General features: G+C 71.4%; 21 protein-coding genes. 18 read left to right on the forward strand and 3 right to left on the reverse strand.

Annotated elements, in window-relative coordinates:
- The first annotated feature begins 134 nt into the window (after positions 1–134).
- The 3 genes from OG746_RS32410 to OG746_RS32420 are packed head-to-tail and all read left to right on the forward strand — an operon-like array spanning position 135 to position 3,120.
- Positions 135–1,181 (forward strand): FecCD family ABC transporter permease, encoded by a 1,047-nt coding sequence (locus OG746_RS32410; protein ID WP_266721160.1) that lies wholly within the window; start codon positions 135–137, stop codon positions 1,179–1,181.
- A complete protein-coding gene (locus OG746_RS32415) occupies positions 1,178–2,257 on the forward strand; it encodes a FecCD family ABC transporter permease (RefSeq protein WP_266721162.1) in 1,080 nt (359 codons plus the stop codon). Before OG746_RS32410 ends, OG746_RS32415 begins: the two co-directional genes overlap by 4 nt.
- Positions 2,254–3,120 carry an ABC transporter ATP-binding protein gene (locus tag OG746_RS32420; protein WP_266721164.1) on the forward strand — a complete coding sequence of 289 codons (867 nt, stop codon included), beginning with the start codon at positions 2,254–2,256 and terminating at the stop codon, positions 3,118–3,120. The genes OG746_RS32415 and OG746_RS32420 overlap by 4 nt, the downstream gene beginning before the upstream one ends.
- Here the strand turns inward: OG746_RS32420 and OG746_RS32425 are convergent.
- Positions 3,104–3,451 carry an SCP2 sterol-binding domain-containing protein gene (locus tag OG746_RS32425; protein ID WP_266721166.1) on the reverse strand — a complete coding sequence of 116 codons (348 nt, stop codon included), beginning with the start codon at positions 3,449–3,451 and terminating at the stop codon, positions 3,104–3,106. The genes OG746_RS32420 and OG746_RS32425 overlap by 17 nt on opposite strands.
- Before the next feature lie 42 nt (positions 3,452–3,493).
- Here OG746_RS32425 and OG746_RS32430 point away from each other — a divergent pair, with 42 nt between their 5' ends.
- The 6 genes from OG746_RS32430 (at position 3,494) to OG746_RS32455 (ending at position 9,606) form a co-directional block, all read left to right on the forward strand.
- A complete protein-coding gene (locus OG746_RS32430) occupies positions 3,494–3,778 on the forward strand; it encodes a hypothetical protein (protein WP_266721168.1) in 285 nt (94 codons plus the stop codon).
- Positions 3,779–3,784: 6 nt separating this feature from the next.
- Positions 3,785–4,600 (forward strand): TlyA family RNA methyltransferase, encoded by an 816-nt coding sequence (locus OG746_RS32435; RefSeq protein ID WP_266721170.1) that lies wholly within the window; start codon positions 3,785–3,787, stop codon positions 4,598–4,600.
- Positions 4,597–5,502: an NAD kinase gene (locus OG746_RS32440; RefSeq protein WP_266721172.1), complete on the forward strand. Its 906-nt coding sequence runs from the start codon at positions 4,597–4,599 to the stop codon at positions 5,500–5,502. Before OG746_RS32435 ends, OG746_RS32440 begins: the two co-directional genes overlap by 4 nt.
- Positions 5,503–5,638: 136 nt before the next feature.
- Positions 5,639–7,363, forward strand: coding sequence for a DNA repair protein RecN (recN, locus tag OG746_RS32445; protein WP_266725578.1), 1,725 nt, complete (start codon positions 5,639–5,641; stop codon positions 7,361–7,363).
- Between the two features lie 212 nt (positions 7,364–7,575).
- Positions 7,576–8,262: a hypothetical protein gene (locus OG746_RS32450; RefSeq protein WP_524540507.1), complete on the forward strand. Its 687-nt coding sequence runs from the start codon at positions 7,576–7,578 to the stop codon at positions 8,260–8,262.
- A 213-nt stretch (positions 8,263–8,475) separates the two neighbouring features.
- On the forward strand, positions 8,476–9,606 hold the full coding sequence (locus OG746_RS32455; RefSeq protein WP_266721176.1) for a glycosyltransferase family 4 protein: 1,131 nt from the start codon (positions 8,476–8,478) through the stop codon (positions 9,604–9,606).
- Positions 9,607–9,630: 24 nt separating this feature from the next.
- Here the strand turns inward: OG746_RS32455 and OG746_RS32460 are convergent, their stop codons facing one another.
- Together OG746_RS32460 and OG746_RS32465 are read right to left on the reverse strand one after the other, a co-directional pair.
- Positions 9,631–11,310: a PucR family transcriptional regulator gene (locus tag OG746_RS32460; RefSeq protein ID WP_266721178.1), complete on the reverse strand. Its 1,680-nt coding sequence runs from the start codon at positions 11,308–11,310 to the stop codon at positions 9,631–9,633.
- Positions 11,311–11,372: 62 nt separating this feature from the next.
- A complete protein-coding gene (locus tag OG746_RS32465; RefSeq protein WP_266725580.1) occupies positions 11,373–13,175 on the reverse strand; it encodes a glycoside hydrolase family 15 protein in 1,803 nt (600 codons plus the stop codon).
- Between the two features lie 531 nt (positions 13,176–13,706).
- Here OG746_RS32465 and pyrG point away from each other — a divergent pair.
- The 9 genes from pyrG (at position 13,707) to OG746_RS32510 (ending at position 25,053) form a co-directional block, all read left to right on the forward strand.
- Complete coding sequence (gene pyrG, locus OG746_RS32470) at positions 13,707–15,401, forward strand: CTP synthase (RefSeq protein ID WP_266721180.1); 1,695 nt, start codon at positions 13,707–13,709, stop codon at positions 15,399–15,401.
- A gap of 117 nt (positions 15,402–15,518) precedes the next feature.
- Complete coding sequence (locus OG746_RS32475) at positions 15,519–16,157, forward strand: NUDIX domain-containing protein (RefSeq protein WP_266721182.1); 639 nt, start codon at positions 15,519–15,521, stop codon at positions 16,155–16,157.
- A 665-nt stretch (positions 16,158–16,822) separates the two neighbouring features.
- Entirely contained in the window at positions 16,823–18,805 is a 1,983-nt protein-coding gene (locus tag OG746_RS32480; protein ID WP_266725581.1) for a tetratricopeptide repeat protein, read from the forward strand.
- Positions 18,806–18,948: 143 nt separating this feature from the next.
- Positions 18,949–20,064, forward strand: coding sequence for an alanine dehydrogenase (gene ald, locus OG746_RS32485; RefSeq protein WP_266721184.1), 1,116 nt, complete (start codon positions 18,949–18,951; stop codon positions 20,062–20,064).
- A gap of 342 nt (positions 20,065–20,406) precedes the next feature.
- A complete protein-coding gene (locus OG746_RS32490) occupies positions 20,407–21,585 on the forward strand; it encodes a ParA family protein (RefSeq protein ID WP_266721186.1) in 1,179 nt (392 codons plus the stop codon).
- Complete coding sequence (locus tag OG746_RS32495) at positions 21,570–22,148, forward strand: hypothetical protein (RefSeq protein WP_266721188.1); 579 nt, start codon at positions 21,570–21,572, stop codon at positions 22,146–22,148. The genes OG746_RS32490 and OG746_RS32495 overlap by 16 nt, the downstream gene beginning before the upstream one ends.
- 27 nt (positions 22,149–22,175) lie before the next feature.
- Positions 22,176–23,225, forward strand: a complete 1,050-nt coding sequence (locus OG746_RS32500) for a segregation and condensation protein A (protein WP_266721190.1) — start codon at positions 22,176–22,178, stop codon at positions 23,223–23,225.
- Positions 23,222–23,854 carry an SMC-Scp complex subunit ScpB gene (gene scpB, locus OG746_RS32505; protein WP_266721192.1) on the forward strand — a complete coding sequence of 211 codons (633 nt, stop codon included), beginning with the start codon at positions 23,222–23,224 and terminating at the stop codon, positions 23,852–23,854. Before OG746_RS32500 ends, scpB begins: the two co-directional genes overlap by 4 nt.
- An 11-nt stretch (positions 23,855–23,865) precedes the next feature.
- Positions 23,866–25,053, forward strand: coding sequence for a pseudouridine synthase (locus OG746_RS32510; protein WP_266721194.1), 1,188 nt, complete (start codon positions 23,866–23,868; stop codon positions 25,051–25,053).
- The last annotated feature ends 4 nt before the right edge of the window (positions 25,054–25,057 follow it).

Consider the following 25,057-nt stretch of genomic DNA (forward strand, 5'->3'; position numbering starts at 1 on the left):
TTGCCCACCCTGCCGCCCCTGGCGGCAGATTGCCCAAGGCGGCGGCGCCCCGCCTTGCCTGCCCTGGCGGCAGGGCGCCCAAGGCGGGTGGGACCGTGATGTCGTGGAGTTGCAGGGTAGGCTAACCTAACTTCGTGTTGGTCGACAGTCCTCCCGAAGCCAGCGCGGTGACCGCTCCCGCGCCCCCCGACCGTCGTGCGGTGATACGTACCGTCGGGCTGCTCGCGTCTGTCCTGGTGCTGGTGGCCGTCCTTGTGGCGAGCATCGCCGTGGGCGCCAAACCGCTCTCCCTGGACCAGGTGTGGCACGGCCTGTTCCAGGACACCGGGAACTACGCGGACGTGGTCGTCGGTGAGAGGGTGTCGCGCACCCTGCTCGGCCTGCTGGCCGGAATCGCGCTCGGCCTCGCCGGCGCCGTCCTGCAGGCGCTGACCCGCAACCCCCTCGCCGACCCCGGCATCCTCGGCATCAACATGGGGGCGTCGGCCGCCGTCGTCTCCGCCATCAGCTTCTTCGGGGTGACCTCGCTCACCGGCTACGTATGGTTCGCCTTCGCGGGCGCCGCCGCCGTGGGTGTCCTCGTCTACGCGCTCGGCGGCACCCGCAACGCGACGCCCGTGCGGCTCGCGCTCGCCGGTACCGCGATCAACGCGGCGCTCTCCGGCTATCTCTACGCGGTGATGATCACCGACGACATGGCCCTCAACCGGATGCGGTTCTGGCAGGTCGGCTCGCTGGCCACGTCCACTATGCACACCATCGAGCAGGTGTGGCCGTTCATCGCCGTCGGCGCCGTCCTCGCGCTGCTGCTCTCCCGCCCGCTCAACGCCATGGCCATGGGCGACGACACCGCCCGCGCGCTCGGCGCCCACCTCGGCCGCACCCGCGCCCTGAGCATGGTCGCCGCGACACTGCTGTGCGGCGCGGCCACCGCGGCCTGCGGCCCGATCGCCTTCGTCGGCCTGATGGTGCCGCACATGGTCCGCTCGTTCACCGGCCCCGACATGCGCTGGATCATGCCGTACGCGGCGGTCCTCTCGCCCGTCCTGCTGCTCGGCGCCGACGTCATCGGCCGGATCGTGGCCCGCCCGTCCGAGCTCCAGGTCGGCATCGTCACGGCCGTCATCGGCGCGCCGGTCTTCATCGTGCTCGTACGTCGCCGAAGGATGGCCCAGCTGTGACCGCGACCGAGACCCGTACCAAGAAGGCCGGGACCAAGAAGACGGGGACCAAGGCGATACGCACCCCGGGCGGCCTCTCCGTCCGGCTCGACGTCCGATCACTCGTCGTCGTGGCGATCCTCCTCGTGGCGGCGCTCGCCGCGAGCGTCTTCCTCATCGGCACCGGCGACTTCCCGATCCCGGTCTCCGACGTGCTGCGCACCCTCGTGGGCAATGGCGACGCCGGCCAGGAATTCATCATCAACGACCTGCGGCTTCCGCGGGTCCTCGTCGGCCTGCTCGTCGGCGCCTCGCTCGGCCTGTCCGGCGCGCTCTTCCAGTCCGTCTCCCGCAACCCGCTGGGCAGCCCGGACGTGCTCGGCCTCGGGCAGGGCTCGACCGCGGGCGCGCTCGTGATGATCGTGATCTTCGGGGGCGGCGCGGGGCAGGTCGCGATCGGCGCGCTCGTCGGCGGACTCGTCACCGGGGTCGCGATCTACGTCCTCGCGTGGAAGCGGGGCGTGCACGGCTACCGGCTCGTCCTCGTCGGCATCGGCGTCTCCGCGTTCGTGACCGCGATCAACGGCTATCTGCTCACGAAGGCCGACTTCGTGGACGCCGCCCGCGCGACCGTGTGGATGACCGGCTCGCTCAACGGCCGCGACTGGACGCAGGTCTGGCCGCTGCTGATCATGTTCGTCGTGCTGATCCCGATCGTCGCCGCGTCCGCGCGTCCGCTGCGGATGCTGGAGATGGGCGACGACGCGGCGGGCGGCCTCGGCGTGCGTGTCGAGCGCACCCGGCTGCTGCTGCTCACGGCCTCCGTCGTACTGACGGCCGCTGCCACCGCGGCCGCCGGCCCGGTCACCTTCGTGGCGCTGACCGCGCCGCAGATCGCCCGCCGGCTGACCAAGTCGCCGGGGCCGAACCTGGCGGCGTCGACGATCCTGGGCGCGGCCCTGCTGATCGTCGCCGACCTGGTCTCGCAGCGGGCGTTCGGCGCCGACCAGCTGCCCGTCGGCGTGGTCACCGGCGTCGTCGGCGGCATCTATCTTCTGTGGCTGCTGGTCACTGAGCGGAAGGCGGGGCGGATATGACCTCGCGCGGCCCGCACATCCCTCGTACGAACCAAAGGAGCACCGCAGTGAACAGGCTGATAGCCGACGACGTGACCCTCGGATACGACCAGCGCGTCATCGCCGAGAAGCTGTCGGTGGAGATCCCCGACAACTCCTTCACGGTGATTGTCGGCCCGAACGCCTGTGGTAAGTCCACGCTGCTTCGTGCCCTGTCGCGGATGCTCAAGCCGAGCGCGGGCCGCGTCCTGCTCGACGGCAGCGTCATCCAGTCGATGCCCGCCAAGAAGGTCGCCAAGACGCTCGGCCTGCTGCCGCAGTCGTCGGTGGCGCCCGACGGCATCACCGTCGGCGACCTCGTGGCCCGCGGCCGTTACCCGCACCAGGGACTGCTGCGCCAGTGGTCGCCCGACGACGAGCGGATCGTCCAGGAGTCGATGGGCTCCACCGGCGTCGCCGAGCTCGCCGAGCGGTACGTCGACGAGCTCTCCGGCGGCCAGCGCCAGCGTGTGTGGATCGCGATGGCGCTCGCCCAGCAGACGCCGCTGCTGCTGCTCGACGAGCCGACGACGTACCTCGACATCCAGCACCAGATCGACGTCCTCGACCTCTGCGCCGAGCTGCACGAGGAGCAGGGGCGCACGCTCGTCGCCGTCCTGCACGACCTCAACCACGCGGCCCGCTACGCCACCCACCTCATCGCCCTGCGCGACGGCGCGGTGATCGCGGAGGGCGCGCCCAAGGACATCGTCACGGCCGAGCTCGTCGAGCAGCTCTTCGGCATGAAGTGCCAGGTCATCGACGACCCGGAGACGGGGACCCCGCTGGTGGTGCCGGCCGCGCGGCACGCGCGCCGCAAGGAGACCGCTACAGCAGCGTCCTGAGCCTGAGCAGATCGCGGAACGAGGCCTCGAGCTTCACGCGTCCGGCCGCCCACGCCTTCGCGAAGTTCAGCTCGCCGTCGACCATCGACACCAGGTCGTCGCCGGTCATCGCGAGCCGGATCTGCGCCTTCTCGGCGGGCGGCCCGGGGCGCGTGTCGAGGACCTCGATCCGGCCGTCCTTGAGTCGGCCGGAAAACGTCACGTCGAGGTCGGTGATCCGGCAGCTCAGCGAGCGGTCCAGGGCCGCGGCCGTGCGCACGTCCCCGTCGGCCCCCGCCATGTTGTCCGAGAGTTTGTCGAGCGCCGCCCGGCACTCCTCAGTCGTCGCCATCGTGATCGACGGTACACCGGCGCTTCGGGGTAGCGTCGGGGCATGAGCGAGACGCCCACCGAGCCCACCGACGTGCCGGAACCCGCGCGGGAACCGGCAGCGGAACCCTCGTACGACCCCGCGGCCCCCGCCCCGCTCGGCATCGGGCGCACCCCCACGGGCACCCCCGAGGTGGACGCGTCGCTGGAACGGCTCGGCGATGTGGACCACCTCGCCGCGGACGGGCACGCCGAGGTGTACGAGGATGTACATCAGGGGCTGCGGAACGCGCTGACCGCGCTGGACGCACGTCCCCCGTCCCCGTCTACGTATGACAACAGGAGCTGAACCACCGTGGCAGGTGTGGCACGTCGCCGCCTCGACGCCGAACTCGTCAACCGCAAGCTGGCGCGTTCGCGCGAGCACGCGAGCCAGCTGATCGCCGCGGGCCGGGTCAGCGTCGCCAGGATCGTCGCGACCAAGCCCGCGACGCAGGTCAACGAGGGCGTGTCCATCGTCGTCGCGGCCGACGACAGCGACCCCGAGTACGTCTCGCGTGGCGGGCACAAGCTCGCGGGCGCGCTGGAGGCGTTCGGTCCGCAGGGGCTCGACGTCAAGGGGCGCAGGGCACTGGACGCGGGTGCGTCCACCGGTGGCTTCACCGATGTGCTGCTGCGGGCCGGCGTCGCGCATGTCGTCGCCGTCGACGTCGGCTACGGGCAGCTCGCGTGGTCACTGCAGAGCGATGAACGCGTCACCGTCAAGGACCGTACGAACGTACGCGAATTGACGCTGGAGGCGATCGATGACGTACCCGTGGACATCGTGGTCGGGGACCTGTCCTTCATCCCGCTCGGCCTTGTGCTGCCCGCCCTCGTGCGGTGCGCGGCTCCGGAGGCGGATCTCGTGATGATGGTCAAGCCGCAGTTCGAGGTGGGCAAGGAGCGGCTCGGCAGCGGGGGCGTCGTGCGCAGCCCCGAACTGCGGGCCGAGGCGGTGCGGGGGGTCGCCGAGCAGGCATGGAAGCTCGGGTACGGCGTGCGCGGCGTGACCGCGAGCCCCCTGCCGGGACCGTCCGGGAACGTCGAGTACTTTCTGTGGCTGCGTGCCGGGGCGGATCAGCTCGACCCGGCCGACGTAGATCGCGCAGTGGCGGAGGGGCCGCGTTGACACAGACCCGAGTTCGTACGGTTTTCCTGCTCGCCCACACGGGGCGGCCCGCTGCGATCCGCAGCGCCGAACTCGTCGTACAGGGGCTGCTGCGCAGCGGCCTCGGCGTGCGGGTACTGGAGTCCGAGGCCGAGGACCTGCCGCTGCCCGACTCCGTGGAAACGGTGAAGGAGGCCACGCCGGCCTGTCTCGACGGCTGTGAGCTGCTCATCGTGCTCGGCGGGGACGGGACGCTGCTGCGCGGCGCCGAGTTCGCGCGGGCGTCCGGGGTGCCGATGCTCGGGGTGAACCTGGGCCGCGTCGGCTTCCTCGCGGAGGCGGAGCGCGACGACCTGGACAAGGTTGTCGACCGCGTCGTCACCAAGGAGTACGAGGTCGAGGAGCGCATGACGATCGACGTCGCCGTGCACCGCAACGGCGACGTCGTGCACCGGGACTGGGCGCTCAACGAGGCGGCCGTCCAGAAGATCGAGCCCGAGCGGATGCTGGAGGTCGTGCTCGAGATCGACGGCCGGCCCGTCACGGGATTCGGCTGCGACGGCATCGTGTGCGCGACCCCGACCGGGTCCACGGCCTACGCGTTCTCCGCCGGCGGGCCCGTGGTGTGGCCCGAGGTCGAGGCGCTGCTCATGGTGCCGATCAGCGCGCACGCCCTGTTCGCCAAGCCGCTCATCACGTCGCCGGACTCCGTGCTCGCCGTCGAGGTGCAGCAGCACACGCCGCACGGCGTGCTGTGGTGCGACGGCCGGCGGACCGTGGAGCTGCCGCCGGGCGCGCGGATCGAGGTGCGCCGGGGCGAGGTGCCGGTCCGGCTGGCCAGGCTGCACCACGCGGTGTTCACCGACCGGCTCGTGGCCAAGTTCGCGCTCCCGGTCGCCGGGTGGCGCGGCGCCCCGCACTGACCGGCACGTTCGAGTGACGGCGGCGTGAAGGTTTGTCGCCGTAACGGCCCTCCTACCTGCGGAATCGGGGTAGGGGGCCGGGGTCCGTCGCACGGACGGCCTTCGACCTCGTAAGGTCAGAGGCGTGTTGGAGGAGATGCGGATACGGTCGCTCGGAGTCATCGACGACGCCGTGGTCGAGCTTTCGCCCGGCTTCACGGCGGTCACCGGTGAGACGGGCGCGGGCAAGACCATGGTCGTCACCAGTCTCGGCTTGCTGCTGGGCGGGAGGGCCGACCCCGCGCTCGTACGGATCGGCGCGAAGAACGCCGTGGTCGAGGGGCGCATCGCCGTGCCCGCCGACTCGGGCGCGCGCGAGCGGGCCGAGGAGGCCGGGGCCGAGCTCGAGGACGGGGTGCTGCTGCTCAGCCGCACCGTGTCCGCCGAGGGGCGCTCCCGGGCGCACCTGGGCGGGCGGTCCGTGCCGGTGGGTGTGCTGGGTGAGCTGGCCGACGAACTGGTGGCCGTGCACGGCCAGACCGACCAGCAGGGACTGTTGAAGCTCGGCCGGCAGCGGCAGGCGCTCGACCGGTACGCGGGGGACGCCGTCGCGGCGCCGCTCGCCAAGTACGGAGCCGTATACAAGCGGCTGAGGGCCGTCGGCACCGAGCTGGAGGAGATCACCACGCGCGCCCGTGAGCGGGCGCAGGAGGCGGATCTGCTGCGCTTCGGGCTCGAAGAGATCGGCGCCGTGGAGCCCAGGGCCGGCGAGGACGTGGAGCTGGCCGAGGAGGCCTCCCGGCTGGGCCACGCGGAGGCGCTGGCCTCGGCGGCGGCCGCCGCGCACGCCGCGCTCGCAGGGAACCCCGAGGACCCGGAGGGCGTCGACGCGCAGACGCTGGTCGGCGGTGCGCACCGGGCCCTGGAGGCCGTGCGCTCCCACGACTCGTCGCTCGGCACGCTCGCGGAGCGGATCGGCGAGGTGCAGATCCTGCTCACCGATGTCGCCGCCGAACTCGCGGGCTACGCGGACGACTTGGACGCCGACCCGCTGCGGCTCTCCGCGGTGGAGGAGCGGCGGGCGGCGCTCACGGCGCTCACCCGCAAGTACGGCGAGGACGTGACGGCGGTGCTGGCCTGGGCCGAGACGAGCGCCGCGCGCCTTCTCGAGCTCGACGGCGACGACGAGCGGATCGGCGAGCTGACCGCGGAGCGCGAGTCGCTCCGCGGCGAACTGGGCGTACTGGCGCAGGAACTGACCCACGCGCGCGTGGAGGCGGCCGACCGCTTCGCGGCCGCGGTGACCGAGGAACTCTCCTCGCTCGCGATGCCGCACGCCCGGGTCTCCTTCGACATTCGGCATACCGAGACGGACGCCGCCGACGGCGTCGAGGTCGACGGGCGGAACGTGGTGTGCGGGCCCAGTGGTGTCGACGAGGTCGAGCTGCTGCTCGCCCCGCACCCCGGCGCGCCGCCCCGGCCCATCGCGAAGGGCGCGTCCGGCGGTGAGCTGTCGCGCGTGATGCTCGCCGTGGAGGTCGTCTTCGCGGGCAACGATCCGGTACCTACGTATCTCTTCGACGAGGTCGACGCGGGCGTGGGCGGCAAGGCCGCCGTCGAGATCGGCAGGCGCCTCGCCAAGCTCGCCAGGTCGGCGCAGGTCGTGGTCGTCACGCACCTGCCGCAGGTCGCCGCGTTCGCCGACCGGCAGCTCCTGGTCGAGAAGACCCACGACGGGTCCGTGACGAGTTCCGGGGTGACGGTGCTCGAAGGCGAGGACCGGGTGCGGGAGTTGTCGCGGATGTTGGCGGGTCAGGAGGACTCGGAGACGGCGCGGGCGCATGCGGAGGAGTTGTTGGCGGCGGCGAGGTCGGACGCGTGACGGGTTTGTTGCGGGTGGGCGTCCGCCGGTCGCGGGGCTCCGCCCCGGACCCCGCGCCTCAATCGCCGGCGGGGCTTGAATGGGGCTCTGCCCCGGGCCCCGCGCCTCAATCGTCGGCGGGGCTTGATTGGGGCTCCGCCCCGGACCCCGCGCCTCAAACGCCGGCGGGGCTGATTGCCGCCGCAGGTGTCACCCGTGGTGCGCTCAGTCTTTTGCGGCGCGTGAAGCCCGACGGTGTCGGGGAGCGGAAGAACTACGCGGGGCGGATCGTCGATCTGTGTCCGGGGCCCGCCGCCACGGTGGGAGTCGCGGCAGGTGCGCTCGTCGCGGCGGAGCCGGGCGCGCGCGGCGCCGCAGTGCTCGCCACGCTCGTGGCCGGGGCCTGCGGTGGATACGACGACGTGGCGGGGGCCGGTGATCCGCGGCGCGGCTTCCGGGCCCATCTGGGTGCGCTGCGGGACGGCGAACTCACCAGCGGCGCCGTGAAGTTGTTCGGGATCTCGGCGGCGGGGCTCGTCGCGGGCGGGCTGCTCAAGGAGCGGTTTGTCGACAAGGCGCTCGCCGGCGTCGTCATCGCGGGCACCGCGCACCTCGTCAACCTCGTCGACGTACGACCGGGGCGCGCGGCCCAAGTGACCCTCGCCCTGGGCGCTCCCGGTCTGTTGCGCGGCCCGCTCGCCGCCGCGCCGATGGGCGCCGCCGCCGCGGTGCTGCCCGACGATCTCGCCGAGCGCGGGATGCTCGGCGACGCGGGCGCGCACGCGCTCGGTGCCGCCGTCGGCGTCGCCATCGTCGCGGGGAACGGGCGGCCCGGCCTGGTGGCGCACGCCGCCGGGCTCGTCGCGGCGGCCGTGTACGGGGACCGGGTGAGCGCGCTGGCCCAGCGTCCGCTTACGTAAGCATCGGGCCTCTCAACTCACCCATGCGAGTGGTCCGGTGTGCCGTGTTGCCCATGCTCTGGCGGTGAGGGAGGGCGACCGGTGCCGGAACGTCGGTACGGGCTGGCATCCTGGGGGACCGACGGTATACGTATCCCTGAGCCCGTACTCTCCGTATACCTAACCCCTTCCGTACCTACCGAGTTCGCCGACACCCCTCAGGAGCCCGGCCGCGTGAGCCACCCCAGCAGCCCGTCAGCGCACGGACAGCCGACGCTGCGCACTGTGCAGGTGCTGGGCGGCGGCAGTGCGGGCAGCAGCGCCCATGTCCGGTCCCTGACCTCGGGGTTGGTGGCCCGAGGGGTGCGGGTCACGGTGTGCGCGCCGATGGCGGCCGAGCGGGCGTACGGGTTCGAGGACGCGGGCGCCCATCACCTTCCGGTGCCGCGCCGCAGCGACCCGGCGTCCGTCGCCGCGCTCCGCGTCGCCTGCACCGACGCCGACCTCGTGCACGCGCACGGGCTGCACGCCGGGCTGCGCGCCGCCCTCGCGCTCAGCGGCCGCCGCGTCCCGCTCGTCGTCACCTGGCACACCCGCTCGTACGCCGAGGGGGCCCGCGCCCACCTGCTGCGCGCGCTGGAGCGGCGCGTGGCCAGGGCGGCGGCCGTCGTCCTCGGCACCTCCTCCGACCTGGTGGACCGGGCGCGGGCGCGCGGCGCGCGGGACGCCCGGCTCGCCGCGGTGTCCTTCCCCGCGCCGCGCGGACCGCTCCCGGAGGGCGAGGAGGCCGAGCGCATCCGCAGCAAGACGCGGGCCGAACTCGGCTGCGTGGACCGGCCGTTGCTGATGGCCGTCGGCAGCCTGGAGCGGCACCGCGGCTACGACGTACTGCTCGACGCCGCGCACGCGCTGCTCAGGCTCGACCCCGCGCCGCTGCTGGTGATCGCGGGGGAGGGGCCCGAGCGGCCCGCCCTCCAGCGGCGCATCGAGGCCGAGGGCCTGCCGGTGCGGCTCGCGGGGCGTCGCGACGACGTCGCGGAACTGCTGCACTCCGCCGATGTCGCGGTGCTGCCCAGCAGTTGGGAGTCCCGCTCGCTGCTCGCGCAGGAGGCGCTGCACGCGCGCGTACCCCTCGTGGCGACGGATGTCGGCGGCATGGCCGAACTGGTCGGCGACGGCGCGGAGTTGGTCCCCTACGGAGACGCACCCGCGCTCGCCCGCTCCGTGGAGCGGCTCCTCACCGATCCCCTGCGGCGGGACCAACTCAAGGAGCGCGGCGCCGCGCAGGCGGCGTCCTGGCCGACCGAGGACGCGACGGTCGCCCAAGTGCTGAGCGTCTATGACGAGTTGACGGGCTATCACTAGAAGCCCCGGGCGCTGCCGCGGAGGCTAGGGCGTGGCCGAGGTGTGTCGCCGTGCGCGCAGTGCCAGGCTCAGTGCGAGCACCGTCTGCGGATCGTCCAGGTCCGTGCCGAGCAACTCGCCTATCCGCGCGAGGCGGTTGTAGAGCGTCTGCCGGTTCAGATGGAGTTCGCGCGCCGTCTCCGCCTTGCGGCCCGCGTGCGCCAGATAGGTCTGGAGCGTGGGCAGCAGCGGCGGCTTCGCCCGTCGGTCGTGCTCCTGCAGCGGGCCGATCGCCCGCTCCACGAACGCCGCCAGGGCGTCCTCGTCGCGGCGGGACAGCCGCCACAGCAGCAGGTCGATGTCGAGGCGCCGCGCGTCGAACCACGGCCGGTCGTCCAGGCCCTGCGCCGCCGTCGCCGTCTCCGCCGCGTGCCGCAGTCCTGCCGCCGCCGCGGCCCAGCCGCCCGCCCCGCCGACCACCACGACCGGCGGCAGCCCGCCCGCCCGCTGCATCCCGGCCCGCGCCACGCCCGCCCGCAGCGCCGCCGCGACCCGGTCAGCGACCGCCGCGCGCTCCGAGTCCGAGCGGAGCCCGAGCAGCAGCGGCACCCGCCCCTCCACGGGGCGCACGCCAAGCAGCACCGGCACCCCGACCGAGGCCAGCTCCTCCGACACGGCCCGCGCGAGCACCGCCCAGCCGCCGCCCGGCGAGAGGCCCATCGGCGTTTCCGGCGTCCCCGGCAGCCTCATCACCACGGGCAGCAGCGGACCGCTCCCGGTCGGCTTGAAGCCGAGGACGCGGGCCTGCGCCGGGGCGTCGTCCGGCGTGATCCGGCCCTCCGCGAGGTCGGTGAGGAAGTCGCCGCGTCCGCGCGCGGCCAGCTCCTCCTCCTGGCGGGCCTGCATCAGCACCACGGCGAGCGACCCGGCGGCCCGTTCGGCGGCGATCCGGTGCACGGGCGCGAGCGTCCCCGACACGGGCAGCAGCACGAGCCTGGCCCGCACGGACCCGGCTCCCGGGCCGCCGCCCGGCACGTCCACGAGGACGGCCCCGCCCGGCGGCTCGTCCTGGTGCGTGCCGCGCATGCCCTCCCACACCTGGAGCGGATCGGTGATGTCGTCGTCGGCCCCGGCCGCGTAGAGCAGCTGGCCGTCGGCGGTCTCGAGGAAGACCGGGTTCCCGCTGAACTCGGCCAGAATTCGCAGGACTTGAGGGACCCCGCCGCCACCAAGCAGCGCGTCCGTGCAGCGCCGGTGCACCTCCTCCGCCCGCTGCAGCAGCGCGTAGTGCCCGTTGACGATCTCGGTGTGGATCTCCTCCGTCACCGTCACGAACGGCACCTCGCGGTGCAGCTGCACCAGCGGAAGGCCCGCCGCCCGCGCCGTCTCCACGAGGGCCGCGGGCAGCCGCGCGAACCGCTGACCCAGCTCGATGACGAGCGCCGCGATGCCCCGCTCGGCCAGCTTGCGCACGAAGGCGCGCTGTTCGGCGGGGCGCGTCCCGACCCCGTAGCCCGTGGTCAGCAGCAGTTCGCCGCCCTTGAGCAGCGACGCGATGTTCGGCACCTCGCCGGCGTGCACCCAGCGCACGGTCCGCTGCAAACGCTCCCCGCCCGCCACCACCTCGGGAAGACCGCTGCGCAGCCCCGGCAGTTCCAGGGCGCGCCGCACGGTGATGCCACCGGGCGAGGAGAAGGCGGAGAACTCGGGCGAGGTGCTGTCCATGACACGGACGCTACCGGCGCACACGCCCGCGCAACATCTCCGCCCCCGCCCGTCGCCCCGCGCTAGCCGCCGTACGCGCCCGAAGCCGTCAGCCGCAGCGCCGTGTCGATCAGCGGCACGTGGCTGAACGCCTGCGGGAAGTTGCCCACCTGGCGCTGCAGCCGCGGGTCCCACTCCTCGGCGAGCAGGCCCAGATCGTTGCGCAGGGCCAGCAGCTTCTCGAAGAGCTTGCGGGCCTCGTCGACCCGGCCGATCATCGCGAGGTCGTCCGCCATCCAGAACGAGCAGGCGAGGAACGCCCCCTCATCACCGGGCAGTCCGTCCACGCTGCCGTCCTCGCTGTCCGTCGGGTACCGCAGGATGAAGCCGTCCGGCGTCGACAGCTCCCGCTGGATCGCCTCGATGGTGCCGATGACGCGCTTGTCGTCGGGCGGCAGGAAGCCCATCTGCGGAATCAGCAGAAGCGACGCGTCCAGCTCCTTGCTGCCGTACGACTGCGTGAAGGTGTTGCGCTCCTTGTCGTAACCCTTCTCGCAGACGTCCCTGTGGATGTCGTCGCGCAGGTCGCGCCACTTCTCCAGCGGGCCGTCGGCGTCCCCGGACTCGATGAGCTTGATGGTGCGGTCCACGGCGACCCACGCCATGACCTTCGAGTGCACGAAGTGCCGGCGCGGACCGCGCACCTCCCAGATGCCCTCGTCCGGCTCGTCCCAGTGGCCTTCGAGATAGCGGATCAGCTTCAACTGCAGCAGCGACGCGTAGTCGTTCCTCGCGAGACCCGTCATGTGCGCCAGGTGCAGCGCCTCGGTGACCTCGCCGTACACGTCGAGCTGGAGCTGGTGCGCCGCCCCGTTCCCGACCCGGACGGGGCCCGAGTTCTCGTATCCGGGCAGCCAGTCCAGCTCCGCCTCGCCGAGCTCCCGCTCGCCCGCGATGCCGTACATGATCTGCAGGTTCTCCGGGTCCCCTGCAACCGCCCGCAGCAGCCACTCGCGCCAGGCCCGTGCCTCCTCCCGGTACCCGGTGCGCAGCAGGGACGAGAGGGTGATCGCCGCGTCCCGCAGCCACGTGTAGCGGTAGTCCCAGTTCCGTACGCCGCCGATCTCCTCGGGCAGCGAGGTCGTCGGCGCGGCGACGATGCCGCCGGTCGGCGCGTAGGTCAGGGCCTTGAGGGTGATGAGCGAGCGGACGACGGCCTCGCGGTACGGGCCGTGGTACGTGCAGTGCTCCACCCACTCCCGCCAGAACTGCTCCGTCGCCGCCAGGGCGCCCTGGGGGTCCGGCAGCGGGGGCTGCTGGTGGTGCGAGGGCTGCCACTGGATCGTGAAGGCGACCCGGTCACCGGGCGCCACCGTGAAGTCCGAGTACGTCGTGAGGTTCTTGCCGTACGTCTCGGTCTCCGAGTCCAGCCATACGGAGTCGGGCCCGGCCACGGCGACCGTACGACCGTCCACCTTGTGCACCCACGGAGTGATCCGGCCGTAGCTGAAGCGCATGCGCAGCGTCGAGCGCATCGGCACGCGCCCGCTCACGCCCTCCACGATCCGGGTCAGTTGGGGTGCGCCGTCGCGCGGCGGCATGAAGTCGGTGACCCGCACCGTGCCGCGCGGCGTGTCCCACTCCGACTCCAGCACCAGCGAGTCGCCGCGGTATCCGCGCCGCGCCGCTCTCGGCGGGTCGGTATCGGACGCATGGGCGGGACCCAGGCGCCAGAAGCCGTGGTCCTCGGTGCCGAGCAGCCCGGCGAAAATGGCATGCGAGTCGAAGCGGGGCAGGCACAGCCAGTCCACTGTGCCGTCCCGGCAGACCAGGGCGGCGGTCTGCATGTCTCCGATGAGTGCGTAATCCTCGATGCGCCCGGCCACGTGCATCTCCAGTCGAACGGCCACGGTTGGAGGGAAAAGTTGGAGCGAAGAGTTGGGGGTGGTGGGGGGATGAGACGACGGATCGTGTTCTTCCGTTGATACGCCGTCTGGATACGTCGTTGTCAAACGATCTGACGAGCCGGTTGTTCCGGGTGGGGCGTGGCGAACGGACGGAGTGCTCCGGTGAACGGTGGGGGACGGGCGGGGGTGTTGCCGTCGTGACGCCGTATTCCGTTGTGACTCGCCAGCCGAGTGTCCGAGCAGGATACGACGCGCTCAAGTGATCCGCGTGCCGCTCAGTACATCGGGTTTCGGCCGTACGAGTGAGTGCCCGGGCCTTGTCCCACCTGCGTGGTGGGCTGTGCGCGGAGCGTGGCCGGAAGCAGCCTCCTCCCGTCGCTGATACCCTGGTAGCCCGTGAGCCGGTGGTCATAGAACCCCCGAACCGCAGCGACGGCGCCTCCCGAAAACCAGGGCGAGCGCGTCGGCACGCACCCCCACGACCGCGACCACGGGAGCCCCCTCTTGGCCATGCAGCCGAAATCTTCGACGACCAAGCACATCTTCGTCACTGGGGGTGTCGCCTCGTCCCTCGGTAAGGGCCTCACCGCCTCCAGCCTCGGCATGCTGCTCAAGGCCCGTGGCCTCCGTGTCGTCATGCAGAAGCTCGACCCGTACCTGAACGTCGACCCGGGCACGATGAACCCCTTCCAGCACGGCGAGGTGTTCGTCACCAACGACGGCGCCGAGACCGACCTGGACATCGGCCACTACGAGCGCTTCCTCGACATCGACTTCGACGGCTCGGCCAACGTGACCACCGGCCAGGTGTACTCGCAGGTCATCGCCAAGGAGCGGCGCGGCGAGTACCTGGGCGACACCGTCCAGGTCATCCCGCACATCACGAACGAGATCAAGCACCGCATCCGCCGCATGGCGACGGACGAGGTCGACGTCGTGATCACCGAGGTCGGTGGCACCGTCGGCGACATCGAGTCGCTGCCGTTCCTGGAGACGGTCCGCCAGGTCCGCCACGAGGTCGGCCGCGACAATGTGCTGGTCGTCCACATTTCCCTCCTGCCGTACATCGGCCCGTCGGGTGAGTTGAAGACGAAGCCGACCCAGCACTCGGTTGCGGCTCTGCGCAATATCGGTATCCAGCCGGACGCCATCGTGCTGCGCTGCGACCGTGAGGTCCCGACCGCGATCAAGCGCAAGATCAGCCTGATGTGCGACGTCGACGAGGCCGCGGTCGTCGCCTGCCCCGACGCCCCCTCGATCTACGACATCCCGAAGGTCGTGCACAGCGAGGGCCTGGACGCGTACGCCGTCCGCAAGCTCGACCTGCCGTTCCGCGACGTGGACTGGACGCAGTGGGACGACCTGCTCGGCCGCGTCCACAAGCCGGACCACGAGATCGTCATGGCGCTGGTCGGCAAGTACATCGACCTGCCCGACGCCTACCTGTCGGTGACCGAGGCGCTGCGCGCCGGCGGTTTCGCCAACCGGGCCAAGGTCAAGATCAAGTGGGTCACGTCGGACGACTGCAAGACGCCGGCCGGCGCGAAGAAGACGCTCGCTGACGTCGACGCGATCTGCATCCCCGGTGGCTTCGGCGACCGCGGCGTGTCCGGCAAGGTCGGCGCGATCCAGTTCGCCCGCGAGAACAAGATCCCGCTGCTCGGTCTCTGCCTGGGCCTGCAGTGCACGGTGATCGAGGCCGCGCGGAACCTGGCCGACATCCCGGACGCCAACTCCACGGAGTTCGACGCTGCCACCGCCCACCCGGTCATCTCGACCATGGCCGAGCAGCTCGACATCGTCGCCGGTGAGGGCGACATGGGCGGCACCATGCGGCTCGGCATGTACCCGGCGAAGCTCGCCGAGGGCTCCATCGTGCGCGAGGTGTACGACAACAAGGAGTACGTCGAGGAGCGCCACCGTCACCGCTACGAGGTGAACAACGCGTACCGCGCCGAGCTGGAGAAGAAGGCGGGCCTGCAGTTCTCCGGCCTGTCTCCCGACGGCAAGCTCGTCGAGTACGTCGAGTACCCGCGTGAGGTCCACCCCTACCTGGTCGCCACGCAGGCGCACCCGGAGCTGCGCTCGCGTCCGACGCGCCCGCACCCGCTGTTCGCCGGTCTGGTGAAGGCGGCCGTGGAGCGCAAGGTCGCTGCCGCGAAGGGTGGCTCGGCCGGTTCCGCGGGGGCCAAGAAGGCCAAGTAAGGGCTCTGCGGGGCCTGTAACACAAGCGATGTACGGTAACCGGGGTGTACGCCTTTTGCGGCGTGCGCCCCGGTTTCTTATGAGTACAGCTCATGCGTACGTAGGAGGGCTTTCGGTATGACGGCCAACACGCCGCTCGTGGACACCGCCGAGGAGTGGGAGGTCCGGGCGACCGACACCCCCTTCGTCGGGAACAAGACCTCCGTACGCACGGACGACGTCGTGATGCCGGACGGCTCCGTCGCCCGGCGCGACTACCAGGTGCACCCCGGTTCGGTGGCCGTGGTGGCCCTCGACGACCAGGACCGGGTGCTCCTCCTCAAGCAGTACCGGCACCCCGTGAGCATGAAGCTCTGGGAGATCCCGGCGGGTCTGCTGGACATCCCCGGTGAGAACCCGCTGCACGCGGCGCAGCGCGAGCTGTACGAGGAGGCGCACGTCAAGGCCGAGGACTGGCGGGTCCTCACCGACGTCTACACGACGCCGGGCGGCTGCTCCGAGGCCGTGCGCATCTTCCTCGCGCGGGACCTCTCCGAGGCGGAGGGTGAGCGGTTCGAGGTGGAGGAGGAAGAGGCGGACATGGAGTTCGCCCGCGTTCCTCTGGCCGAGCTGGTCCGGGGTGTGCTCGCGGGCGAGCTGCACAACAACTGCCTTGTGGTGGGCGCGCTTTCGCTGGCCGCTGCTTTGGCGGGCGATGGCCTCGACGCCCTCCGCCCGGCGTTGGCGGAGTGGCCGGCGCGCCCGTTCGAGGCGTGACACCTACGGCGTAGCCCTGTCCGGGGCGGGGTGCACTTCAAGTCTCTGCGGCGATTGGGCGGCGGGGCCGGGGTGGGGCCCTGCGGTACTGGTTTCGCGGCACCGGGGTGCCGCCTTGCCCACCCTGCCGCCCCAGGCGGCAGATTGCCCAAGGCGGCTGGCGGTACCCCGTCGGGCCGACGCCCCCGGAGGGGGCGGGGGGTGGGAGATGGGCGGGGGCCGGGCGATTGCCTGCGGGCGGGACAATTCGAGCCCTGCGGCGGGTGGGCATTTCCAGCCCCGCTCTTGGGCGGGAGCCCGCGGGGTCCGGGGCGGAGCCCCGAGGCCGTAACGCCGGTTCGGCGAAATCAGCCCCGCCGGCGCTTGAGGCACGGCGCCCCGGGGGCGTAACCCCGTTGTAGGTCACATCATCCGCTGATCCGATCAGGGGATATGTGCGCGCCGCCCGCCAGGGGCACCCTCACCCCCTCAACTAGGCTCGGGATCGCCCCCTGCCGACCCCCGGAGGGGATGGGTGAGACGGAGCGTGGCCCGTGACGGATCAGGCGGTCGAGTCGGACGACGTGACGGAGGTCGAGTCGGCCCCCGGACGGTCCCGCAAGCGGCGTCGCACCCGTCGGGGGCAGGAGGTGGCGGAGCGTCAGTTTCTGGGGCGTAAAAGGGAGTTGTCGCAGCTCCGGTCCGACATCGAGCGGGCCGGGCTCGACACGCTCTCCGGGCGGAAGGCGCCTCGTGCGCGGGTGCTGCTCATCGCCGGGCGCCCGGGCACGGGGCGTACCGCCCTCGCCGAAGAGCTGTTGCGGGAGGTCCGCGAGCAGTACCCCGACGGCACCCTGCGGACCCGCCTCACCGCCCCCGACGGCACCCCCGTCCCCACCGAACGCGTCCTGCGCGACCTGCTGGACGCCCTCGAACTGCCCGCCCCACCCGGTGAGAACGCCGACGACCTCTCCGAGCGGCTGCGCGAAGGACTCGCGGTGCGCCGCGTGGTGCTGCTGCTCGACGACGCGGGCAGCGCCGAGCAGGTCGACCCGCTGCTCCCCGACACCCCGGACTGCCTCGCCGTGGCCGTCGCCGAAGGGCCGTTGACCGGCATCCCGGATGTACGGCCCTGCACGCTCGGCGGCCTCGACACCAAGGCCGCGCTCGAACTCCTCACCCGGCACACCGGTTCGGTCCGCGTCACCTGCGACCCGCGCTCGGCCGAGTCTCTGGTGGAGCTGTGCGGCGCCGGACCCGCCGCCCTGGAGATCGCAGGCGGCTGGCTCGCCGCGCGCCCCAAGGAATCCGTCGCCGACCTGGCGAAGCAGCTGCACGCCCTGGAGCCCGACGGGTCCGCTCTCGCCCGCGTCTTCCGGTTCTCCTACGAATCGTTGCCGGGGCCCGCCGCCCGGATACTGCGCTACCTGTGCCTCGCCCCGGAGGGATATGTCGACCCGCACACCGCGTCGGCGCTCGCCGGCTGCTCGGTCGCGGCGGCCCACTCCACCCTCGACGCCTTTGTCACCCTCGGCCTGGTCCGCGGAGTGGACTCCGAGCTGCCGCAGTACGAGGTGCCCGGCTGCCTCGCGCCGTTCCTGCGCGGCCTCACCGAGACGGTCGACCGGCCGGGCGAGGTGCAGCTGGCCCGCGCCCGGATGCTGGAGCGGACCGTGCGGCTGCTCACTTCGTGCCGCGCCGTCACCGAACCCTTCGACTCCCCGGCCCGCAAGAAGCTCGCGGGCCTGCCGAGCGCCCTGCGCTTCGCCGACCGGGAGGCTGCCGCCGAGTGGCTGCGCGCGCGGCAGCCCGCGCTGCTCGCCGCGGCCCGACTGGCCGTCGCCGACGGGGAGTTGGACACGCTGGCCCGGCGCCTCATGGCCGCTCTCGTACGGGCGATCGTGGCGCACCGGGGGACCGAGGACGCCGCGCCCGAGCTGTACGGGATCCACCGGCTCGTGCTCGATGTCGCCGAGCGCCGGAACCTGCCGAGGGAGAAGGCCGCGGCCCTGCTCAACCTCGCCGACCTCGACGCGCAGACCGGCCGCACGCACGAGGCACTGGCCCGCTACCGGGCCGCTCTCGACGCCGGGCGCGCCGCACAGGACCCGTACGCGACGGGCCGCGCGATGGAATCCGTAGGCGGCGCCTACCAGTCGCTCGGGGACTGGCAGCGGGCCGCCGACTGGTACGGAAGGGCCCTCGCCCAGCGCCTCACGCGCGGCGAGCGGGCCGACGCCGCGCGCCTTCATGGACGTATCGCGGGAGTCCACACGTACGCGGGCCGCTACGGCGAGGCGCAGCGGTCCCTGCGCTCGGCCGTCGCCGGGTACCGCAAGGAGGGCGATGTGCCCGCGCAGGCGCGGGCGTTGAGCGAATTGGCGCGGGTGCTCGAATACGCAGGGCGGCCCGAGGAGTCGCTGCACACCTGCCAGGAGGCGATCGAGTGGGCGCGCCAGGCGAAGGACGCACGGCTGCAGGCCGCGCTCCAGCTGCGCCTCGCCGACACCCTCGACCGGCTCGGCGACCCCGCCGCGGCCAAGCTGCACCGGGGTGCGGCCGAGCGCATGCTGGGAGAGGAGCTCACCGGCTCCGACGGAGCGGAAGCAAACCCTTCGGAACAAGCCGCTAACACCTGCGAAATCCGTAGCGCATCCGCTGAAGATTGATGCATCGAAAGGCTAGACAGCTCAATAACCTTCATTAGACTGGCTCTGCCGCGGTCATCCGTGGCGTCTCCGGTGCGTCCCGTGGTGTGCCGGTATGTAGTGCATTGCCCGTTTAATCCCTGAGCCAAGGACCGTGATCGACGATGAAGGTCGGCATCCCCCGCGAGGTCAAGAACAACGAGTTCCGGGTGGCCATCACCCCTGCCGGCGTCCATGAGCTGGTACGCCACGGCCACCAGGTCTTCGTCGAGCAGAACGCCGGTGTGGGTTCCTCGATCACGGACGCCGAGTACGTCTCGGCCGGCGCGCAGATCCTCGGCACCGCCGACGAGGTCTGGGCCACGGCGGACCTGCTGCTGAAGGTCAAGGAGCCGATCGCGGAGGAGTACCACCGCCTCCGCAAGGACCAGACGCTCTTCACGTACCTGCACCTGGCCGCGTCCAAGGAGTGCACGGACGCGCTCCTGGAGTCGGGCACGACCGCCATCGCGTACGAGACGGTCGAGACCGCGAACCGCCAGCTGCCGCTGCTCGCCCCGATGTCCGAGGTCGCGGGCCGCCTCGCCCCGCAGGTCGGCGCCTACCACCTGCTGGCCGCCAACGGCGGCCGCGGCGTGCTGCCCGGCGGCGTGCCCGGCGTGCACGCGGGCAAGGCCGTCGTCATCGGCGGCGGCGTCTCCGGCTGGAACGCCGCGACGATCGCCATCGGCATGGGCTTCCACGTGACCCTGCTCGACCGTGACATCAACAAGCTCAAGGAAGCCGACAAGATCTTCGGTACGAAGATCCAGACGGTCATGTCGAACGCCTTCGAGCTGGAGAAGGCCTGCCTCGACGCCGACCTCGTCATCGGCGCCGTCCTCATCCCGGGCGCCAAGGCGCCGAAGCTGGTCACCAACGAGCTGGTGTCCCGTATGAAGCCCGGAAGTGTCCTTGTCGACATCGCGATCGACCAGGGTGGCTGCTTCGAGGACTCGCACGCGACCACGCACGCCGAGCCGACCTTCAAGGTGCACAATTCGGTCTTCTACTGCGTCGCCAACATGCCCGGCGCGGTCCCGAACACCTCGACGTACGCGCTGACCAACGCGACGCTCCCGTACATCGTGGAGCTCGCCAACCGCGGCTGGGCCGAGGCCCTGCGCCGCGACGCGGCCCTTGCCCTGGGCCTCAACACCCATGACGGCAAGGTTGTTTACAAGGAGGTCGCGGAGGCGCACGGCCTCGAGCACCTCGACCTTGAGAGCCTCCTCGGCTGACCCATCTCGCGGGCGACGTCAACAAAAGTCGTCAATCTCACGCCTACGGCCGGACCTTGTGAGGGGTCCGGCCGTACGTGTAATGGATCGGTACGGGTCCGGACATGGTCAACTCGCCGCGAACGTAACCCTTTACCCGATTCGCGAGGCGACGAAATGCACCGAAGAGCCGTCGTACGCCCTTGACATGAGGGTGTTTCGTTACCGACACATCGGGCCGGGTCCGGCGGATTGTGTTGCTGCGGACCGGTGACACGCCATAGAGTCGCCAACCGTCGGCATGGTGCCACGCTGACCTATCGATAAATGTTCCTGGTCATATCCAAGGAGGTAAGACGACTTGTGAATGAGTCGACATTTACTCCCGGAGGTGGCCAGCCAGGCGGACAGGTTCCCGCGGGGCTTCAGGCTGTCGGCCCCGTCGCTGTGCGTACCTTCGCTGCCCACCAGAGCAGTTATCAGGGCATCCCCCAGCAGACGCCGACGCAGACAGCAGACCAGAGCATGGATGGCCATCACGTGAACGCCATGGCCGGCGACCGAAGTGGCGACACACAAAGCCACTTCGCCGACTACGACACCCTGCCCGAGGGGTCGTTCTACGACCCCGACGCCGAGTACGAGCCCGACCCCGAGTACGCGGCCACGCTCGCCCCCGACGCTGCCCGCCAGCGCCGCGAGCGCGTCGGTCCCACCGGGCGTCCGTTGCCGTACTTCCCGATTCCAGGACCGCTGACCGACCACGGCCCGGCGAAGATCATCGCGATGTGCAACCAGAAGGGCGGCGTCGGCAAGACCACGTCGACCATCAACCTGGGTGCCGCGCTCGCCGAGTACGGGCGCCGGGTCCTGCTCGTCGACTTCGACCCGCAGGGTGCCCTGTCGGTCGGCCTCGGCGTGAACCCGATGGAGCTCGACCTCACGGTCTACAACCTGCTCATGGAGCGGGGGATGGCCGCGGACGAGGTCCTGCTGAAGACCGCCGTTCCGAACATGGACCTGCTCCCCAGCAATATCGACTTGTCCGCTGCCGAGGTGCAGTTGGTCAGCGAGGTGGCGCGCGAGTCCACGTTGCAGCGGGCGCTCAAGCCGCTGATGGCCGACTACGACTACATCGTGATCGACTGTCAGCCGTCCTTGGGGTTGCTGACCGTCAACGCGCTGACCGCGGCTCACAAGGTCATCGTCCCGCTGGAGTGCGAGTTCTTCGCGCTGCGTGGTGTGGCCCTGCTGACCGAGACGATCGAGAAGGTCCAGGAGCGGCTCAACCCGGACCTGGAGCTCGACGGGATCCTCGCCACGATGTACGACTCGCGGACCGTGCACAGCCGTGAGGTGCTCGCGCGCGTGGTCGAGGCGTTCGACGACAACGTCTACCACACGGTGATCGGCAGAACCGTTCGCTTCCCGGAGACCACGGTCGCCGGTGAGCCGATCACGACGTACGCCTCGAACTCGGTCGGTGCCGCGGCCTATCGCCAGCTCGCCAGGGAGGTGCTCGCCCGGTGTCACGCCGAGTGAGTCTGCCGGGGGCCGACGAACTGTTCCGTACGACCGGGGGCATGGGGCTGCAGGCGTCGTCGCCGAGGCGCTCGGCGAACGGGGAGGCGCGGGTTCCCTCGCCTGCCGGGGAGAGCGACGAGGCGGCCGCGGCCTCCGAGGGTGACGCGGAGACGGCTCCCGCATCCTCCGGTTCCGGTGAGCACTCCGCCGCCGAGGCCGAGTCGGACGCCGGGTCGCGGACCCGGGCCGCTGCCGCGGAAGGCGCGGAGAAGGCGGCTCGCAGGGCCTCTGGCGGGGCGCAGGAAGGTTCCGGTGGGCGGGGTTCTGCCGCGGCGCGGAAGCGGGCGCGGGCGGCCAATCGGCGGCCCAGTGGGCGTGAGCGGCACGACGAGAAGATCACCGTGTACGTGTCCGCCGAGGAGCTGATGGACCTCGAGCACGCGCGGCTCGTGCTGCGTGGTGAGCACGGGCTCGCGGTCGACCGGGGGCGCATTGTGCGTGAGGCGGTTGCCGTGGTGCTGGCCGACCTTGAGTCCCGTGGGGACGCGAGCATTCTTGTGCGTCGGCTACGGGGGCGCTAGCCCCTGGCCGGGTAGCGTCCTGCGTTGATGTCCGTGAACGAATCGTCTGTGCCGTCGCCGCCGCCCGATCGTCGGCGTGCGCTCGGCCGTGGTGCGCTCTCCTCGCCGGAGGCGGAGCCGGAGCCGGTCGAGCCTGAACCGGGGTCGGCGCCGTCGGAACCTTCGGCCGGAGCCGGGGGCCGCCTTGCCCACCCTGCCGCCCAAGGCGGCAGATTGCCCAAGGCGGCGGAGCCGGATGTAGAGGCTGACGTTGATGACGGGAAGTTCAAGGTTCGGCTGGATAATTTTGAGGGGCCGTTCGATCTTCTGCTGCAGCTGATCTCCAAGCACAAGCTCGATGTCACCGAGGTCGCGCTGTCCAAGGTCACCGATGAGTTCATGGCCCACATCCGGGCCATGGGGACCGACTGGGATCTTGATCAGACGACGGAGTTCCTTGTCGTCGCCGCGACGCTGCTCGATCTGAAGGCCGCCCGCCTGCTGCCCACTGCCGAGGTGGAGGACGAGGCCGATCTGGCCCTCCTGGAGGCGCGGGACCTGCTGTTCGCGCGGCTCCTGCAGTACCGCGCGTACAAGCAGATCGCCGACATCTTCAGCGGGCGGATGGAGGACGAGGTGCGGCGGTATCCGCGGACCGTCGGGCTCGAGCCGCACCACGCCGAGCTGCTGCCCGACGTCGTCATCAACATCGGGGCCGAGGGCTTCGCCAAGCTGGCCGTGAAGGCCATGCAGCCCAAGCCCGAGCCGCAGGTGTACGTCGAGCACATCCACGCGCCGCTGGTGAGCGTGCAGGAGCAGGCGCAGTTCGTCGTCGCCAGGTTGAAAGAGGTCGGTGAGGCCCGGTTCCGGGAGCTTGTCGCCGACACCGACGACACCCTCACCGTCGTCGCCCGGTTCCTCGCGCTGCTCGAGCTGTACCGGGAGAAGGCCGTCGGCCTTGAGCAGGAGACCCCGCTGGGCGAGCTGATCGTGCGCTGGACCGGGGGAGAGGGCGGGACCGAGCCCGTGGTGACGGACGAGTTCGACCGGGCGCCCGAGGTGCCTGACCAACCCGACCAGAAGGAGGCTGCCACGTGAGCGAGCCGGACCCCGGTGGCGTGGCGGAGCTCGAGCTCAAGCCCGCCCTGGAAGCCGTACTCATGGTGGTCGACGAGCCGGCCACCGAGGAGCACCTGGCCAAGATCCTGCAGCGGCCCAGGAGGGCCGTGAGCGACTCGCTGCGGGAGCTGGCCGACGAGTACCGCGTGCAGGGGCGCGGTTTCGAGCTGCGGCTCGTGGCGGGCGGCTGGCGGTTCTACACCCGGCCGGAGTACGCCGCGGCCGTCGAGGGCTTCGTGCTGGACGGGCAGGTGGCGAGGCTCACCCAGGCGGCCCTGGAGACCCTCGCCGTCGTCGCGTACCGGCAGCCGGTCAGCCGTTCCCGGGTCTCCGCGGTGCGCGGAGTGAACTGTGACGGGGTCATGAGGACCCTGTTGCAGAGGGGTCTGGTGGAGGAGGCGGGCGCGGAACCCGAAACAGGTGCGATCCTGTATAGGACGACGAACTACTTCCTGGAGCGGATGGGCCTGCGTGGCCTGGACGAGCTGCCGGAACTCGCGCCCTTCCTCCCCGAGGCGGACGCGATCGAGGGCGATACGCAGGAAGGGGTCCCGTCGTTCGACCCGGACGCACCCGATGCGCCGGGTGTCGGGGAAGTACACGACTAGACGGAACTTTGATGCGAAGCAGTAGCGGCAGGAACAGCAGCGGAAACAACGGCGGGAGCCGTGGTGGCAACAGCAGCGGCCGCGGCGGGAACAGCGGGGGCCGCGGTAACCAGCGCGGCGCCGGCAACAACCGCGACGACAGGCGCGGCGGCGACAACCGCGGCGACAACCGCGCGGACAAGCGCGACGACAAGCGTGACGACAGGCCCGCCCGCCCGAAGCGGCCGCGTCCCGAGGAGCGGCTCTACGACGTAGGGCCGAACCCCTCCAGGGAGGGTTCGAAGTCGGGCCGCGGCGCCTCCGCGCGCGGCGGTGCCAAGGGCGGCCCCAAGCGCGGGCAGCAGCAGTCGGGCGGCCGTGGCCGCACGGCTCCCTCGCGTTCGCGTGAGTACGAGACGCGGACCGAGGAGCGCAACCGCGAGCGGTACGCGGGCAAGCCGGAGGTCAAGCTCCCGAAGACCTTCCCCGGCGCGGAGCAGGAGGGCGAGCGGCTGCAGAAGGTGCTCGCGCGCGCCGGTTACGGTTCGCGGCGTGCCTGCGAGGAGCTGGTCGACGAGTCCCGTGTCGAGGTCAACGGCGAGATCGTGGTCGAGCAGGGCCTCCGTGTCGACACGGAGAAGGACGAGATCAAGGTCGACGGTCTGACCGTGGCCACGCAGTCGTACCAGTTCTTCGCGCTGAACAAGCCGGTCGGTGTCGTCTCCACCATGGAGGACAACGAAGGGCGTCAGTGCCTCGGGGACTACACGAACAACCGTGAGACGCGGCTGTTCCACGTCGGGCGGCTCGACACCGAGACCGAGGGCGTCATCCTGCTCACCAACCACGGTGAGCTGGCCCACCGCCTCACGCACCCGAAGTACGGCGTGAAGAAGGTGTACCTCGCGCACCTCGTCGGCCCGATCCCGCGTGACCTGGGCAAGCGGCTCAAGGACGGCATCGAGCTGGAGGACGGGTACGCGCGCGCGGACCACTTCCGCATCGTCGAGCAGACCGGCAAGAACTACCTGGTCGAGGTCACCCTCCACGAGGGCCGCAAGCACATCGTGCGGCGGATGCTGGCCGAGGCCGGCTTCCCGGTCGACAAGCTGGTGCGGGTCGCCTTCGGGCCGATCACGCTCGGCGACCAGAAGTCGGGCTGGCTGCGGCGTCTTTCGAACACCGAGGTCGGCATGCTGATGCAGGAGGTCGACCTGTAGGTCG

This window comes from Streptomyces sp. NBC_01016 (assembly GCF_026341035.1).
Lineage (GTDB): Bacteria > Actinomycetota > Actinomycetes > Streptomycetales > Streptomycetaceae > Streptomyces.

What these genes read in the sequence shown, in the direction of transcription:
- OG746_RS32420 (WP_266721164.1), top strand. Translation starts at nt 2,254, where the DNA reads ATGACCTCGCGCGGCCCGCACATCCCTCGTACGAACCAAAGGAGCACC.
- OG746_RS32425 (WP_266721166.1), bottom strand. Translation starts at nt 3,451, where the DNA reads ATGGCGACGACTGAGGAGTGCCGGGCGGCGCTCGACAAACTCTCGGAC.
- OG746_RS32430 (WP_266721168.1), top strand. Translation starts at nt 3,494, where the DNA reads ATGAGCGAGACGCCCACCGAGCCCACCGACGTGCCGGAACCCGCGCGG.
- recN (WP_266725578.1), top strand. Translation starts at nt 5,639, where the DNA reads ATGCGGATACGGTCGCTCGGAGTCATCGACGACGCCGTGGTCGAGCTT.
- OG746_RS32460 (WP_266721178.1), bottom strand. Translation starts at nt 11,310, where the DNA reads ATGGACAGCACCTCGCCCGAGTTCTCCGCCTTCTCCTCGCCCGGTGGC.
- pyrG (WP_266721180.1), top strand. Translation starts at nt 13,707, where the DNA reads ATGCAGCCGAAATCTTCGACGACCAAGCACATCTTCGTCACTGGGGGT.
- OG746_RS32475 (WP_266721182.1), top strand. Translation starts at nt 15,519, where the DNA reads ATGACGGCCAACACGCCGCTCGTGGACACCGCCGAGGAGTGGGAGGTC.
- ald (WP_266721184.1), top strand. Translation starts at nt 18,949, where the DNA reads ATGAAGGTCGGCATCCCCCGCGAGGTCAAGAACAACGAGTTCCGGGTG.
- OG746_RS32500 (WP_266721190.1), top strand. Translation starts at nt 22,176, where the DNA reads ATGTCCGTGAACGAATCGTCTGTGCCGTCGCCGCCGCCCGATCGTCGG.
- OG746_RS32510 (WP_266721194.1), top strand. Translation starts at nt 23,866, where the DNA reads ATGCGAAGCAGTAGCGGCAGGAACAGCAGCGGAAACAACGGCGGGAGC.